Raw genomic sequence first — 13,947 nt, 5'->3', positions numbered from 1 at the left:
CGCTTCGCCGGGCTCAGTTCCATTCCGCGGAATTGAGCATCCCGGCCAGTCCCGGCACGTCCCACTCGTCCACGATCACCACGCCGGACTCCGGCACGAACCAGATTCGCTGGGTCACCCGTACCTCGCCGACACCACCGTTCGCGTCGCGCGGAACGCATTCCACGGTCCACCGCTCGAACCGCGCCGGACGCCCGCCTACCTGGGTTTCGGTGGTCTCTTGCAGGGTGGAATTCCCGTTCTGCCACAGGTCCTTGCGGCCGACGGCATTGCAGGCGCGACCGTTCGAGCTGCGCCGATAAGGCTTTCCCGGCACATATGCGGGTTGTTCGGCATTCGCTTTTGTGTTGTCGGTCACCATGAAGTACCGGCAGTTGAAGTACTTCACCGGATCCGCGCATTCCGCGGCGTCGACGATCACCTGTTCCAAACCCTGCGAACGCTGCGTCCAGGTCGGCGGCACCCGGAAGGTGAGCGGCCCCGCATCGAGCTCCACCTCGGCCCCGGTGGAGCGGCTGGACGGCGGCGCGCTGGACGGCGGCACGGCGCCGACCTTCGCCAGCACGCCGGGCGCGAAGAGGCCGCCGAGGCTGTCGTAGGAAAGCTTGGTCTCGTTGACCCCGCACGCGGTGGTGCCACCGAACGACTGCATCTCCACGGCGAATTCGACGCCGTCCGGGGTCAGCAGCGCCTCGATCGGCCGCTCGATGGAGTCGGGTTCGGTCAGCCTGTCGACCGGGATCGCCGGCGTGCGCGACTTCTCCCCGCACGGGTCGCCACCCGGCCACAGCACGTCCGCGAGTTCCGCCAGGCCCGGCGGGTTCAGCTTCTCCGGCCGCAGGAGCTTGTCCGTGGTCAGCAGTTCGCCGGTGTGCAGGTCGAAGGTCAGCGCCGAGGTCTTGAACGTCCAGGTGGAGTGCGGCGGGTTGGCCACCTCGTGGGTGTAGCGGACGGACAGCAGGTCGTCGTTGTGCAGGCCGATGGTGGCGTCGGTGCCGATCGAGGCCGGGCCGCCGGTGTTCGGTCCCCACTCCGGCGCGGACCGGCTGATGTAGGCGACCCAGCGGTCCACCGGCTCGCGCAGCGCGGTGTTGATGCGCTGCACCACGGCCGGGTCACTGCCGCCGTTGACGGTGAGGAACTGCGCGTTGACGTCCACAGTGGACCCCGGTGCCCTGTCCGTGGTGGTGTTGGTGTTCACCTGCAACGCGACGTTCCGCACCTCCGGCGGCGGCTCCTCGCCGGAGTTGGCCACCACCACGACGACACCGGTGCCGACCAGCGCCGCGCCCGCCAGGATCGCGCCCGCCTTCACCAGCACGCCGCTCCCGGCACCCGCGGCGGCCACGCCACCGGAACCGGCGACCGCGGCCGCCCCCGCACCGGCCGGAGCCACCACCGACGCGCCCGCGAGCATGGCCAGTGGCGACAACGCCAGCAGCGCGCCCGCGCGCTGCGCGAGCCTGCCCCAGCCGCGTTCCTCCCAGTCCCGCCCGTACGCGGCGACCGCGGTCGATTCCAGTTCGGCCAGGAACGCGTCGGCGGACGCGGGCCGCTCGGCCGGGTTCTTCGCCATGCCGCGGGTGATCAGCCCGCGCACCGGTTCCGGCGCCTCACCGAACGGGATGGGCGCGTGGGCGTGGAGGTTGCGCAGCACCTCGGTGCTGTCCGCTTCGAACGGCCGGTGCCCGGCGATGCACTGGAAGAACACGCAGGTCGCCGCGTAGACGTCCGTCGCGGGTGAAGCCGTGTTCCCGGCCCACTGCTCGGGCGCCATGTACGCGGGCGTGCCGACGGAAAGCCCCGCCTGCCCGGCGAGCACGGCGATGCCGAAGTCGACCAGCTTGCTCTGGCGCTGGGCGTCGACCAGCACGTTGTCCGGTTTGTAGTCGCGGTGGACGATGCCTGCGTGGTGCGCGGCGGACAGCCCCAGCAGCGAGCCCTTCAACACGGCCAGTGCGGCCTCCGGGTCGAGCGTGCCGTCGGACCTCAGGATCTCGCGCAGCGGCACCCCGGGCACGGCCTCCATCACGATCGCCGCGCCCCGCGGGGTTTCGATGAACTCGTGCAGGCGCGCCACGTGCGGGCTGACCACCTGCGACAGCACCCGCGCCTCCTGCCGGAAGGCGTCCACCAGCCGCGGGTCGTCGAGGTGCCGGGCGAAGAGGTACTTGATGGCCACCAGGTGCCCCGTCCGGTCCTGCCTGGCCAGCACCACGCGGCCGAAGCTGCCCTCCCCCAGGCGGTCCACCTCGGTGAACCCCGGCAGCGTCCATTCGCCGCTCACCGCCACATCGCACTCTCCAGGATCTTGTCCAGACCGGGCGTGTCCCAGTCGTCGACGAAGATGATGCCGGTCTTCGGCAGCACCCACGACCGTTCGACGAAACTCGCGCCGCCCGAGCACGTGAAGCGCCACTCCTCGTAGGCGGCCTTCTTCGCTCCGACGGGCCGCAGGTCCTGCTTGATCCGCTCGGCCCCGGTGGTCACCTGGTCCGGTGCGTCCGCCGGGGTGCACGGGCGGCCCGGCAGGTGCTCGTTGGTGGTGTCGTAGGCGATCCGCACCCCCGGGCAGCCGTCCAGCACGCAGTCGGCGGACCGCGCGAGGAGCGGGCCGGTGCTCGCCTGGTTGGCCAGCCGCCACTCCGTCGGCACTTCGAGGGTGAAGGAGCCGAGGTCGAGCCGCTGGGTGGGGGCCGGTCCGCCCCGGTTCAGCAGGGCGGCGGCTTCCGGGGTCATCAGGTCGGCCACCTCGGCGTACGGGACCACGACCGTGACGTGGTCGCAGGCCATCGGGCCGCCGAAGGCCGGGCCGTACACGTCGAACTCCACCGCGTCGGCGGCGAAGATCGCCTGGACCGCCGGGTCGCCGTCGCCCGCGGTGTAGGGCTCGGTCAGGTGCCCCGGCTCCAACGGCCGGCGTTCCTCAGCGGGCACCCCACCACAGAAGCCGCCGGCTGAGCGGTCGAGCAACCGCTCCTCCAGTGCGGTCGCCCCGGCTTGGGTGGCCGCGGCGTCGGCGAACACCTTCGGCGTGTCGAGCACTTCGCCGGTCCGCAGGTCGACGGTGACACCGCGGATGCTGAACCCGCCGCGGTTGCCGAACTGCGTCGAATCAGTGCTCCGGAGGTAGCGCACCGAGAGCACCCTGTCGTCCTGCCGCCGGATCTCCGCCTGCGTGCTCAGGTGCGGGGTGTCGGTCGCCGGATCGGTGCCCGCTTGGCGGACGTACTCGATCCAGCCGTCGACCGGGGCCATCAGCGCCTGGTTGACCCGGTCCTGCAGCACCGGGTCGGCGAGGCCGCTGATCGCCACGAACTGGCCCTCGAAGTCGAAGGTGCCGAAGTTCTCCGTGCGGGTGCGCACGTCGGCGGTCATCGCGACCCGTTCGACCGCGGGCGGTGGTGGCGGCGGTTCGTCCTCCCCGGTGGTGGTGTTGACCACGATGACCGCGCCGGTGCCGACCAGTGCCGCACCGGTCAGGATCGCGCCCGCCTTGACCAGCAGGCCACCACCGGCGCCTGCGGCGACGACGCCGCCCGATCCGGCGACCGCACCCGCACCCGCTCCGGCGGGCGCCAGCATCGTCGCCCCGGCGAGCATCGCCAGCGGGGACACCGCGAGCAGGGCGCCCGCGCGCTGCGCCAGCCGGGTCCAGCCGCGGCTCTCCCAGTCCTGGCCGTACGCGGCGACGGCGGCGGCTTCCAGTTCGGCCAGGAAGACCGCCGCGGTTTCCGGCCGGGCGGCGGGCTCCTTCGCCATGCCGCGGGTGAGCAGGCCCGACAGCGAGCCGGGCAGTTCACCGACCGGGATGGGCGCGTGGGTGTGGAGGTTGCGCAGCACCTCGCGGTCGTCCGCCTCGAACGGCCGGTGCCCGGTGAGGCACTGGAAGAACACGCAGGTCGCCGCGTAGACGTCGGTGGCGGGCGTGGCCGCGTTCCCCGCCCACTGCTCGGGCGCCATGTACGAGGGCGTGCCGACGGACAGCCCGGTTTCCCCGGCCAGCACGGCGATGCCGAAGTCGACCAGCTTGCTCTGGCGGTCCGGCCGCACCAGCACGTTGTCCGGTTTGTAGTCGCGGTGCACCACCCCGGCGGCGTGCGCGGCGGACAACCCCAGCAGCGAGCCCTTCAACACGACCAGCGCGGCTTCGGGCGCGAGCTGCCCTTCCGCGGTCAGGATCGCGCTGAGCGGGACGCCGGGCACGGCCTCCATCACGATCGCCGCGCCCCGCGGGGTCTCGACGAACTCGTGCAGCTTGGCCACGTGCGGGCTGACCACCTGCGCGAGCACCCGTGCCTCCTGGCGGAAGGCGTCCACCAGGCGCGGGTCCGCCAGGTGCTCGGCGTACAGGTACTTGATCGCGACTTCCGCGCCCGTGCCGTCCTGGCGTGCCAGTACGACGCGGCCGAAACCGCCTTCCCCCAGTGCTTTCAGTTCGGTGAAGCCGGGAAGTGCCCACTCGCTCACCGCCAGACCGCCTTGGCGAGCGCCGCGTCCAGGTCGGCCACCCCCCACTCGTCGGCGATCACGTAGTTCTTCGACGGCACGAACCAGATCCGCTGGGTCAGCTCGGCTCCGGCTTCCGTACCGCCGGGCTCGACGCACTGCACGGACCACTTCTCGTAGGTCGCGTCCTGGTCGCCGACCTTCACCGTGGAGCTCTCCACCAGCGTCGCCGCGCCTTCCTGCTTGAGGTCCTTGCGACCGGCGGCGTTGCACGCGCGACCGGCCGCGCTGCGCACGTACGGCTTGCCGGGCTCGTACTTCGGCTGTTCCTCGCTGGCCTGGGTGTTGTCGGTGACGAGGAAGTACTTGCAGTTGAAGTACCGCTTCGGATCGGCGCAGCCGGTGCCGTCCACCACCACCTTCTCCAGGCCCTGGTTCTGCTGGGAGAACCGGGTCGGCAGGCGCAGGTTCAGCGGGCCGAAGCGGAACGCCTCGTCCTTCGGCGGCGGGGTCGTCGTGGTCGGCGGTGTGGGCACCAGCCGCTGGTCGGGGAGCAGTTTGAGTACCTCCGGGGAGAGCAGGTCGGTCATCCGCGCGTACGGGAGCAGCACGGTTTCGGGTTTGCAGGCCGGACGTCCGGGGCGGGCTTCGGGATGCAGCGCGAAGACCACGCCGTCCGGGGCGAGCGCGATCTCCACGCCGGAACCCATGTTGGGCCGGGCGTCGTCGAAATCGCTGACGCCGAGGGGCTTTTCGCGGGTGAAGCCGGGTTGGTCGTCGCAGAGCCGGTCGAGGTCGAGCCGCTGCGACAACTGGGTGAGACCGGTGGCGGTGAAGGCCTCCGGGGCCAGGATCTCGCGCACGCCCAGCGGTCTGCCGTCCTTGAGCGCGATGGTGGTGGTCTGCGTGTACGGCCGTTCGCCGCCGTAGCTGTTGTCGTAGCGCACGGACAGCAGTTCCTCGGTTTCCAGCACGATCCGGGGTTTCGAGGTGGACGCCTTGCCCGCGAGCTTCCCGTCCGCGTAGACGGCGCGCGAGTTCTCGCGGTGGTCGTCGAAGGGCTGCCGCAGTGCTTGGTTGACCCGTTCGCCGACGGCGGGATCCAGGTAGCCGGTGACCCGGACGAGCTCGCCTTCGATGGTGAACGTGGCTTCCTGCTCGGACACCGGTTCGACGGCCACGGTCAGCACCTGCTGCAGCGGCTGGGGCGGGCCGGCGGGCGGCGGATCCTCCTCCGCGGTCACCACGAAGACCACCCCGGCGGCGACCACCGCCAGCCCGAGCACCACCGCGCCGCTCTTGACCAGCATCCCGGACGGCGGCGGTTCGACGGGCTCGGCGGTCAGGAGTTCCCGGCCCCGGCGTTCCCACTTCTTGCCGTAGGTCTCGGTCGCCACCTTCTCCAGCACGTCGGCGTACTGCTCGGCGTTGGCGGGCCGGTACGCCGGGTCCTTCGCCATGCCCCAGTTGAGCAGGGTCCACAGCGGTTCCGGCACCTCGCCGAACGGGATGGGCGCGTAGCGGTGCAGGTGCAGCAGGGCGTCCGGGTCCTCGGCTTCGTACGGCGGGTGCCCGGTGAGGCATTCGAAGAACACGCAGGTGGCGGCGTAGATGTCGGCGGCAGGGGTGCCGGATTCACCGGCCAGCGCGGCGGTGCCGAAGTCGCCCAGCTTGACGTGGCCCTCGTCGGTCACCAGCACGTTGCTCGCCTTGACGTCGCGGTGCACCAGCTCGGCGGCGTGCGCGTCGGCCAAGCCGAGCAGGGTGTCCTTGAACACGGTGAGCGCGGCCTGCGGCGGGAGCGCGCCGTTCTCCTTGATCAGGCGCTCCAGCGAAACACCCGGCACGGCCTCCATCACCAGCGCCGCGGTCTCGGCCCGCTCGATGAACTCGTGCAGCTGGACGACGAACCGGCTGTTCAGCCCCTGCCAGCGGGCGGCTTCCGGGCGGAAGTCGTCGAGCGGGAACCAGTCGAAGAGGTACTTGATGGCGACCACCGCGCCGGTGCGGTCCTGGCGGGCGAGGACCACGCGGCCGAAGTTGCCGTCGCCGAGGGACTCCAGCTCCGTGAACCCCGGCTCGCTCACCCGCGCCTCCCCTGTCCCAGTCGGTTGGAGGTGATGTGCACCGCAGCGGTTCCCGTCGACCAGAGTTAGGGTTACCCGTCGGTACGCCAACCCGCCGGAGGTTTCGATGCGCTCGCCGAAGGACTTCTTCGCCCCACTGGCCGTAGGGGCGCCGGAGCCGGTGCGGCAGATCCCCGCGCTGCCCTCGCGGATGATCCACTTCTTCGACCCCAGCAACGAGAAGATGGCCGCGAAGGCGCCGCAGATCGCCAAGAAGGTCGACGTGCTGCTCGGCAACCTCGAGGACGCGGTGAAGGCCGAGCGCAAGGAGGCCGCGCGGGCCGGGCTGGTGGAGATCGCCAAGGCCAACGACTTCGGCAGCACCCAGCTGTGGACCCGCGTGAACAGCCTCGATTCGCCGTGGGTGCTGGACGACCTGATCACCCTGGTCACCGAGATCGGCGACAAGCTCGACGTGATCATGGTGCCGAAGGTGGAGGGCGCGCAGGACATCCACTACGTCGACCGGCTGCTGGCGCAATTGGAGGCGCGGGCCGGGCTGACCGAACCGCTGCTGGTGCACGCGATCCTGGAGACCGCGTCCGGCGTGGCCAACGTCGAGGAGATCGCCGGGGCGAGCCCGCGGATGCAGGGGATCTCGCTCGGACCGGCGGACCTGGCGGCGAGCAGGCGGATGAAGACCACCCGGGTGGGGGGCGGACATCCGGGTTACCTGGTGCGCACCGACCCGGTCGGTGAGGACCTCACCACCGGGCGGACCACCTACCAGCAGGACCTGTGGCACTACACCGTGGCGCGGATGGTCGACGCGTGCGCGATGCACGGGATCCTGCCGTACTACGGGCCGTTCGGCGACATCCGCGACGTGGTCGGCTGCGAGGACCAGTTCCGCAACGCGTTCCTGCTCGGGTGTGTGGGCGCGTGGAGCCTGCACCCGGCGCAGATCGACATCGCGAAGCGGGTGTTCTCGCCGTCGCCGGAGGACGTGGCCTGGGCGCGGCGGGTGATCGCCGAGATGGGCGACGGCACCGGCGCGGTGATGATCGACGGGAAGATGCAGGACGACGCCTCGGTGAAGCAGTGCCGGGTGGTGGCGGAGCTGGCCGACGCGCTGGCCGCGTCCGACCCGGAACTGGCCGAGGCCTACAGGGAGGCGCAGTCTTGAGACCACGCAGGTCCGTGCTCTACATGCCCGGGGCGAACGAACGCGCGCTGGAGAAGGCGAAGACCCTCCCGGCGGACGCGCTCATCCTCGACCTCGAGGACGCCGTCGCGCCGGACGCCAAGGAAGCGGCCCGCGAGCGGGTGTGCGCGGCGGCCGGTTCCTACGGTTCCCGTGAGGTGACCATCCGGGTCAACGGCCTGGACACCGAGTGGCACGACGCCGACCTCCGCGCCGCCGCGCAGGCGGGCCCGGCCGCGGTCGTGGTGCCGAAGGTCAACTCGGCGCGCGAGGTGCACAACATCGAGCGCGCGCTCGAACTGGGCGGCGCACCCGCGGAGACGAAGATCTGGGCGATGCTGGAAACCCCGGTGGCCATGCTGCACGCCGAGGAGATCGCGCGGGCTTCGGAGCGGCTGACCGTGCTGGTCATGGGCACCAACGACCTGGCGAAGGAACTGCACGCGGAGTTCGTGCCGGGCCGGGCGCCCCTGCTGGGCGGGCTGTCGCTGGCCCTCCTCGCCGCCCGCGCCGCCGGCAAGGTCATCCTCGACGGCGTCTACAACGACGTGAAGGACACCGCGGGCTTCGAAGCGGAATGCCTGCAGGGCCGCCAGTTCGGCTTCGACGGCAAGACGCTGATCCACCCTTCGCAGCTGGAGCCGTGCAACCGCATCTTCGCGCCCTCGGACGAGGAAATCGCCACGGCGCAGAAGATCACCGCCGCCTTCGAAGAAGCCCGGGCCGCGGGCCGCGGGGTGGTCACCGTCGATGGGCGGATGATCGAAAACCTGCACGTCGAGAACGCGCGGCGCATCCTGGACCTGGCGGAGGCGATCGGCAAGGCGGAGTAGCGGGCCCACCGCCTAGAGTTGGCGCATGACCAGCCGGTTGCGTTCGATCGAGATCGAGGGCTTCACCTCGATCCGTTCCGCCACGGTTGAACTCGGCGCCCTGAACGTGCTGGTCGGCGCCAACGGAGCGGGCAAGAGCAACTTCGTGCACGCCTTCGAACTGCTCGGGCGGATCGCGGACCAGCGGCTCGGACTCTTCGTCGGACTTTCCGGCGGCGCCTCGGCGTTGGTGCACCACGGTGCCGCGGAACGACGCATCCGGCTGCGAGTGCACACGGATGACGGCGACTACCTCGCTGTGCTGGTGCCCGCCGCCGACGATGAGCTGATTTTCGATGTCGAGAAGGTCTCGCCCGCGCAGCTGCACGAGTCGCCGTATCGAGGCGGCCACCGCGAGTCGCATCTGCACGGCGAGCCGATCCCCGAACTGCTTCGCGCTTGCCGGGTGTTCCACTTCCAGGACACCAGCCGTGACGCACCGGTCAAACAGCGCGTACCGACAGCCGACAACATCTCCCTGCGCGACGACGCCGGAAACCTGGCCGCGGTGCTGCTCGGCCTGCAGTCCGGTGAGGACACCCAGGAACAGGCCGCTTACCGGCGCATCGTCCGCACCATCCGGCTGATCGCCCCCTTCTTCGACGACTTCGTGCTGGTTCCGGAGAGCAGCGATCGGGTGCTCCTGCGCTGGCGGCAGCAAGGTTCCGACGCGGTGTTCTCGGCCAACCAGATGTCCGACGGCACGCTGCGGTTCGTCTGCCTGGTGACCTTGCTCCAGCAGCCGAGATTGCCCGCCGTCGTGGTGCTCGACGAGCCGGAACTGGGGCTGCACCCGTCGGCCATCGTGCTGCTGGCCGACCTGATCAAGCAGGCGGCCGCGCGCAGCCAGGTCCTGCTCGCCACGCAGTCGGTCACCTTGATGAACCAGTTCAGCGTGCCGGACCTGATCGTGGTCGAACGGGACGAGCAAGGTGGCTCGGTCTTCACCAGACCCGCCCCGGAGCGGCACGTGATCGGCGACCGACCGAGAACGCCCGCCGGGGTGGCGTGACCAGCTGGGCCAAGATCGAGCTTCCCGGCCGACGCACCCGGCATGGCGGACCGGCCAACCGGTTCGGCAGCCGATCGGGTGCGCCACGTCGAGCGGGCGCTGGCGGCCAGGATCGGCGATCACCGGTTCATCCCGAACCTCATCCTCCAGGAGACCGAGACGTGGGTGTTCGCCGCCGGGGATGAGCTCGCCGAGCTGCGTGGGACACCCGAGCTGGCCGAGCGGCTCAGGGCCGACACCGCGGCGGCGGGCGGGGCCGAACTCGTCAACGACTCGCCCGAGACCGCGCCGTCGAAACGGCTCATCGCCTACTGCGGCGGCTACGCGAAGGTGGTCGAGGGGCCGTTGGCCATCGAAGATCTCGGGCTTGAACGGCTCACGCAGCGCTGCCCGCATTTCGCGCAGTGGCTGGCGCGGCTCGGCTGACCTGGCGGGGCGGGGGTGGAGGGGATGGCCGACAATCAGGACGAAGACGGCCCCTCCCCGTTAGGAAGCACCTTGACCGATCTCACCGCGCTGCGGGCAGAGCACGAACGGCTGTGTGCCGAAGGACTGAAGCTCGACCTGACCCGTGGCAAGCCCGCGCCCGACCAGCTGGACCTGTCCACCGCCCTGCTCGATCTGCCGGGGGCCGCCGAGTTCCGGGCGGCCGACGGCACGGACACCCGCAACTACGGCGGTCTCCAGGGGCTGTCCGAGCTGCGCGAGATCTGGAGCGAGGTGCTCGGCATCCCCGCCGGGCAGTTGCTCACCGGCGGCAACTCCAGCCTCGCGCTGATGCACGACACCGTCGTCACCGCGCTGCTCGGCGGGACCACGGACGGGCCCGCCTGGTTCGGGCAGCGGATCAAGTTCCTCTGCCCGGTGCCCGGCTACGACCGGCACTTCGCCATCTGCGAGCAGTTCGGCATCGAGATGATCCCGGTGCCGATGGACGACAACGGCCCCGACCTCGCCGAGGTCAAGCGCCTGGTCGCCGAGGACGCGCGGATCAAGGGCATGTGGTGCGTGCCGAAGTACAGCAACCCGAGCGGCGTCTCCTACTCCGCCGAAGTGGTCGCCGAGCTGGCCGCGATGCCCGCGGCGGCGGCGGACTTCCGGCTCTTCTGGGACAACGCCTACGCGGTGCACCACCTGACCGACACCGAGGTGCAGATCGCCGACGTGCTGCGGCTCGCCGCCGAGGCCGGTCACCCGGACCGCCCGTTCGTGTTCGCCTCGACCTCCAAGATCACCCTCGCCGGGAGCGGGGTGTCGTTCTTCGGCGGCTCCGACGCGAACGTCAAGTGGCTGCTCGCGCACCTGAGCAAGCGCACCATCGGCCCCGACAAGGTCAACGAGCTGCGCCACGCGCGCTTCCTGCCCGACGCCAAGAGCGTGTCCGAGCACATGCGCCGCCACCGCGAGATCATCCGGCCGAAGTTCGACCTGGTGCTCTCCATCCTCGAGGAGGAGCTGGGCGGGACGGACGGCGTGAGCTGGACCAAGCCCGAGGGCGGCTACTTCATCAGCCTCGACGTGCCGGACGGCTGCGCGAAGCGCGTGGTCGAGCTGGCTGGTGAGGCCGGCGTGAAGCTCACCCCGGCGGGCGCGACCTTCCCCCGGGGCGAGGACCCGCACGACCGCAACATCCGCCTCGCCCCGACCTTCCCGAAGATCGAGGAGGTCGAGGCCGCGACCCGCGGGCTCGCGGTGTGCGTCCGGCTCGCGGTGGCCGAGAAGTAAAACGGCTGGCATCACCTCGCACGGATCAATACCGTGCGAGGTGATGAAACTGGGGGCGGATTTCACGCGGCTCTTTTCGGCCAACGCGGCGACCAACATCGGGGACGGGGTGGCGCTGGCCGCCGGTCCCCTGCTGGTGGCCTCGCTCACCAGCGATCCACGCCTGGTGGCCGGGGCCGCCTTCGCCCAGCAACTGCCGTGGCTGCTGTTGTCACTGGTCAGCGGCGTCTTCGTGGACCGGCTGGATCGGCGGAAGCTGATCGCCGCGGTCAACGGGTTCCGCGCGCTGGTGATCGGCGGGCTCGCGCTGGCCGTGTCCACCGAGGTGGTCACCGTCTGGCTGATCTACCTGGCCTTCTTCCTGGTCGGCACCGCGGAGACGCTGGCGGACAACGCCTCCAGCACGATCGTGCCGAGCCTGGTGCCGGAACCGCTGCTGCCCAGGGCGAACGCCCGCCTGGCCGCGGTGCACATGGTGGCCAACCAGTTCGCCGCGCCACCGCTGGGTGCCGCGTTGTTCGCGCTGACCGCCGCGATCCCGTTCGGGCTGAACGCGGTGATGTTCGTGGTCGCCGGGCTGCTCGTGCTCGGCATCAAGGGCGGGCAGCGGACCGTGCCCGTCACGGAGAAGCGCCCGATCCGCACCGAGATCGCCGAGGGCGTGCGATGGCTGGCGAACCACCGGGTGCTGCGCATGCTCGCGGTGACCCTCTGCCTGATGAACGTGACGCTGTTCGCCGGGTTCGCGATCTTCGTGCTCTACGCCCGCGAACGGCTGGGCCTCGGCGACGTCGGCTTCGGCCTGCTGCTCACCGCGACGGCCGTGGGCGGTCTGCTCGGCACGATGATCGTCAGCAGGCTGCGCGAGCGCTTCTCCGACTCGGCGTTGCTGCGCATCGGGTTGATCATCGAGACGCTCACCCACGTCGGGCTCGCGCTGACGCGGGAGCCGTGGATCGCCATGGCGACCTTGGTGATCTTCGGGGTGCACGGCTCGATCTGGGGCGTGATCTCGATTTCCTGGCGCCAGCGGGTGGTCCCGGAGAACCTGCGCGGCCGGGTGCACAGCGCCTACATGGTGTTCGCCGTCGGTGGCGCCGCGCTGGGCAGCCTGATCAGCGGCCCGGTCGCGAAGGAATTCGGCATCACCGCGCCGTTCTGGGGTTCGGCGGTGGTGATGACCATCCTCACCGCCCTGGTTTGGCGCTTGCTGGGACGTCACCTCATGAAGCAGGCCACGGACGCTGCTCGGGCCGAAGTCGCTCCACTGCCGTAGCCAGCCGGAGGACGCCGAGGTCGTCGAACCGGCGGCCGGAGATCTGCAGCCCGATCGGCAGGCCCTCGGCGGTGTAGCCGCAGTTGACCGAGATCGCCGGCTGGCCGGACATGTTGTACGGCACGGTGAACGCGATGTGCTCGAACGGCTTTTCGGGATCGTTCGTCGGCGACGCGTGGTCCGCCGGTGGCGCGGAAACCGGGCAGGTCGGCGACAGCACGAAGTCATAGGGCTCGGTGGCGCGCAGGGTCGCCGCGTTGATCGTGTCGACGCAGGAGAAGCCGCGGTACCCGGTCAGCCCGTCGACACCGGCCGCCGCCCGCGCCCAGTCCGCGATGTACGGCAGCACCTTGTCCTGCCGCTCGGCGGGCAGCGAACTGATGTCCGACCAGGCCCGGATGCGCCAGAACACGTCGAGGCCGTCGAGCAGGTCCCTGGTCAGGAACGGGTCCACCGGCGCGACCACCGCGCCCGCGCCCTCCAGCAGCCGGGCCACCTCGGTGACCGCGGCGAGCGTGGCCAGGTCGACCGGCAGCCCCGCACCCGGGTCCACGTGCAGGCCGATGCGCAGGCCGCGCACCTCGGAATCCAGTTCGTGCCACGGGATTTCCGCCGGGGGCAGGCTCATGTGGTCGCGGGCGTCCGGCCGCGCGATCACGTCCATCAGCAACGCGGTGTCGGCCACCGTGCGCGTCATCGGCCCGGCGACCCGGCCGATGTACGGCGGATCGACCGGCACCCGGCCGAAGCTCGGCTTGAGCCCGGCGAGGCCGCACCAGCCGGCCGGCAACCGGATCGAGCCGCCGATGTCCGTGCCGACGTGCAGTGGGCCGTACCCGGCGGCCGCCGCCGAACCCGCGCCCGCGCTCGACCCGCCGGGCGTGCGCGTGGTGTCCCAAGGGTTCCGTGACGCGGTGTGGAAGCTGGACAGGCCGGAGGTGAGCATGCCGTAGTCCGGCATGGTGGTCTTCGCCAGCAGCACGCCGCCGGACTCGCGGATGCGCGCGGCCACCGGCGCGTCCTCGGTCGCGGGACGCAGCTCGGTGGCGGCCGTGCCCAGCGGCGTCGGCGTGCCCTCGGTGGCGATGTTCTCCTTGAGCGTCAACGGAACGCCGTCGATCGGCCCGAGCGGCTCGCCCGCGTGCCAGCGCGCCTCGGACTCCTTCGCCAGCGCTCGCGCGGACGACGAGTCGTAGGCGTAGAGCGCGTGCAGTTCCGGTTCGCGGGCTTCGATGCGGTTGAGCACCGCATCGGTCACCTCGACCGGCGAGACCGTGCCCGCGCGGTAGGCCGCGACGAGTTCGGTGGCGGAGAGATCGGGCAACTCGGTCATGCGGTTTCCT

Annotated in this window: 10 protein-coding genes; 6 read left to right on the top strand and 4 right to left on the bottom strand. The window is 70.9% G+C overall.

Features of this window, described 5'->3' with window-relative positions:
* Positions 1 to 13: 13 nt before the first annotated feature.
* From L3Q67_RS11290 to L3Q67_RS11280, 3 genes are read right to left on the bottom strand one after another with little or no spacing between them, the layout of a single operon-like run.
* Positions 14 to 2,287 (bottom strand): serine/threonine-protein kinase, encoded by a 2,274-nt coding sequence (locus L3Q67_RS11290; RefSeq protein WP_499189460.1) that lies wholly within the window; start codon positions 2,285 to 2,287, stop codon positions 14 to 16.
* Positions 2,284 to 4,470 carry a serine/threonine-protein kinase gene (locus L3Q67_RS11285; RefSeq protein WP_499189459.1) on the bottom strand — a complete coding sequence of 729 codons (2,187 nt, stop codon included), beginning with the start codon at positions 4,468 to 4,470 and terminating at the stop codon, positions 2,284 to 2,286. Before L3Q67_RS11285 ends, L3Q67_RS11290 begins: the two co-directional genes overlap by 4 nt.
* The gene (locus L3Q67_RS11280; protein WP_499189458.1) at positions 4,467 to 6,536 is read right to left on the bottom strand and encodes a serine/threonine-protein kinase; all 2,070 of its coding nucleotides are present in this window, start codon (positions 6,534 to 6,536) and stop codon (positions 4,467 to 4,469) included. Before L3Q67_RS11280 ends, L3Q67_RS11285 begins: the two co-directional genes overlap by 4 nt.
* Before the next feature lie 106 nt (positions 6,537 to 6,642).
* Here L3Q67_RS11280 and L3Q67_RS11275 point away from each other — a divergent pair, with 106 nt between their 5' ends.
* Genes L3Q67_RS11275 through L3Q67_RS11250 form a run of 6 tightly spaced genes read left to right on the top strand, consistent with a single transcriptional unit; the run spans position 6,643 to position 12,604 of the window.
* Positions 6,643 to 7,701: an HpcH/HpaI aldolase/citrate lyase family protein gene (locus L3Q67_RS11275; protein WP_499189457.1), complete on the top strand. Its 1,059-nt coding sequence runs from the start codon at positions 6,643 to 6,645 to the stop codon at positions 7,699 to 7,701.
* On the top strand, positions 7,698 to 8,552 hold the full coding sequence (locus tag L3Q67_RS11270) for an HpcH/HpaI aldolase/citrate lyase family protein (RefSeq protein WP_282769551.1): 855 nt from the start codon (positions 7,698 to 7,700) through the stop codon (positions 8,550 to 8,552). Before L3Q67_RS11275 ends, L3Q67_RS11270 begins: the two co-directional genes overlap by 4 nt.
* 25 nt (positions 8,553 to 8,577) lie before the next feature.
* Positions 8,578 to 9,603: an AAA family ATPase gene (locus L3Q67_RS11265; RefSeq protein ID WP_499189456.1), complete on the top strand. Its 1,026-nt coding sequence runs from the start codon at positions 8,578 to 8,580 to the stop codon at positions 9,601 to 9,603.
* A gap of 42 nt (positions 9,604 to 9,645) precedes the next feature.
* Positions 9,646 to 10,029: a DUF4276 family protein gene (locus L3Q67_RS11260; RefSeq protein WP_499189455.1), complete on the top strand. Its 384-nt coding sequence runs from the start codon at positions 9,646 to 9,648 to the stop codon at positions 10,027 to 10,029.
* A 24-nt stretch (positions 10,030 to 10,053) separates the two neighbouring features.
* Positions 10,054 to 11,328 (top strand): aspartate aminotransferase type Ic, encoded by a 1,275-nt coding sequence (locus L3Q67_RS11255; protein ID WP_499189454.1) that lies wholly within the window; start codon positions 10,054 to 10,056, stop codon positions 11,326 to 11,328.
* A gap of 43 nt (positions 11,329 to 11,371) precedes the next feature.
* Positions 11,372 to 12,604 carry an MFS transporter gene (locus L3Q67_RS11250; RefSeq protein ID WP_499189453.1) on the top strand — a complete coding sequence of 411 codons (1,233 nt, stop codon included), beginning with the start codon at positions 11,372 to 11,374 and terminating at the stop codon, positions 12,602 to 12,604.
* On the opposite strand, the gene L3Q67_RS11245 is transcribed toward L3Q67_RS11250, so the two are convergent.
* Positions 12,552 to 13,937: an amidase gene (locus L3Q67_RS11245; RefSeq protein ID WP_499189452.1), complete on the bottom strand. Its 1,386-nt coding sequence runs from the start codon at positions 13,935 to 13,937 to the stop codon at positions 12,552 to 12,554. The two genes, L3Q67_RS11250 and L3Q67_RS11245, sit on opposite strands and share 53 nt — an antisense overlap.
* Between the last annotated feature and the right edge of the window lie 10 nt (positions 13,938 to 13,947).

The sequence above is a fragment of the Saccharothrix sp. AJ9571 genome (assembly GCF_021725495.1).
Taxonomy (GTDB): Bacteria; Actinomycetota; Actinomycetes; order Mycobacteriales; family Pseudonocardiaceae; genus Amycolatopsis; species Amycolatopsis magusensis.
This window is presented reverse-complemented; position numbering and strand designations above follow the sequence as displayed.

Excerpts from the sequence above, each read along its gene's own strand:
- L3Q67_RS11260 (WP_499189455.1), top strand. The coding sequence starts at position 9,646 with ATGGCGGACCGGCCAACCGGTTCGGCAGCCGATCGGGTGCGCCACGTC.
- L3Q67_RS11255 (WP_499189454.1), top strand. The coding sequence starts at position 10,054 with ATGGCCGACAATCAGGACGAAGACGGCCCCTCCCCGTTAGGAAGCACC.
- L3Q67_RS11245 (WP_499189452.1), bottom strand. The coding sequence starts at position 13,937 with ATGACCGAGTTGCCCGATCTCTCCGCCACCGAACTCGTCGCGGCCTAC.
- L3Q67_RS11250 (WP_499189453.1), top strand. The coding sequence starts at position 11,372 with ATGAAACTGGGGGCGGATTTCACGCGGCTCTTTTCGGCCAACGCGGCG.
- L3Q67_RS11275 (WP_499189457.1), top strand. The coding sequence starts at position 6,643 with ATGCGCTCGCCGAAGGACTTCTTCGCCCCACTGGCCGTAGGGGCGCCG.
- L3Q67_RS11265 (WP_499189456.1), top strand. The coding sequence starts at position 8,578 with ATGACCAGCCGGTTGCGTTCGATCGAGATCGAGGGCTTCACCTCGATC.